Below are 568 nucleotides of genomic sequence, written 5' to 3'. Positions count from 1 at the left end.
AAGCCGTTGTTCATCAACGGCTTTCTTTTCACTTTCATTGCTTTAATACAACCGATTGATGAGAAAAGCTAAAAAGCGATACCTATCACGGCTTCCAACATTTTTAACTCTTCATGAGTCAAAAAATCTGTCGATTGCCTGCTGAGCACACTGCTATTGAATTCAACTATTGCTACATTCTGTTGCTCGTCTTTTTCATGTTTTGGTTGCTCCGGGGAAAAGTTGGTATTTTGCGTAACCATATTTGCTCCTACCCTATGCTTTATTTAGAGAAGCACTAAGCCATTTACTTCCGCTGCTTATGCGAATTTTTTTATCATGTCAGAGAGTTCATTCGTACAGTTTTGCACTCTGCTGTTCATCTGGTTGGTTTCTGTCATCAGATCATACGACTCGCTGTATTTCAAATTGAGCGATTGGATGTTCTCATTGATTTCATCCGTGACGTAGACCTGCTCTTCGATGGCGACGGCTATCTGTTGATTTCTTTCTACAACATCTTGGATCAACGACTCTAGTTGCTGAATGCTCTCAAGCGCCGTTCCAAGCAAAGTGACCGTCCCTGTAG

1 protein-coding gene and 1 pseudogene are annotated in these 568 nt (G+C 41.4%); both read right to left on the bottom strand.

The features are described 5' to 3' along the window. Positions 1–68 precede the first annotated feature (68 nt). Positions 69–242 (bottom strand): hypothetical protein, encoded by a 174-nt coding sequence (locus tag R7Z77_RS27420; RefSeq protein WP_005482667.1) that lies wholly within the window; start codon positions 240–242, stop codon positions 69–71. Between the two features lie 57 nt (positions 243–299). Then, positions 300–568 (bottom strand): annotated as a pseudogene (locus R7Z77_RS27415) (chemotaxis protein); the annotation flags it as partial.

This window comes from Vibrio sp. 1401 (assembly GCF_033340295.1).
This window is presented reverse-complemented; position numbering and strand designations above follow the sequence as displayed.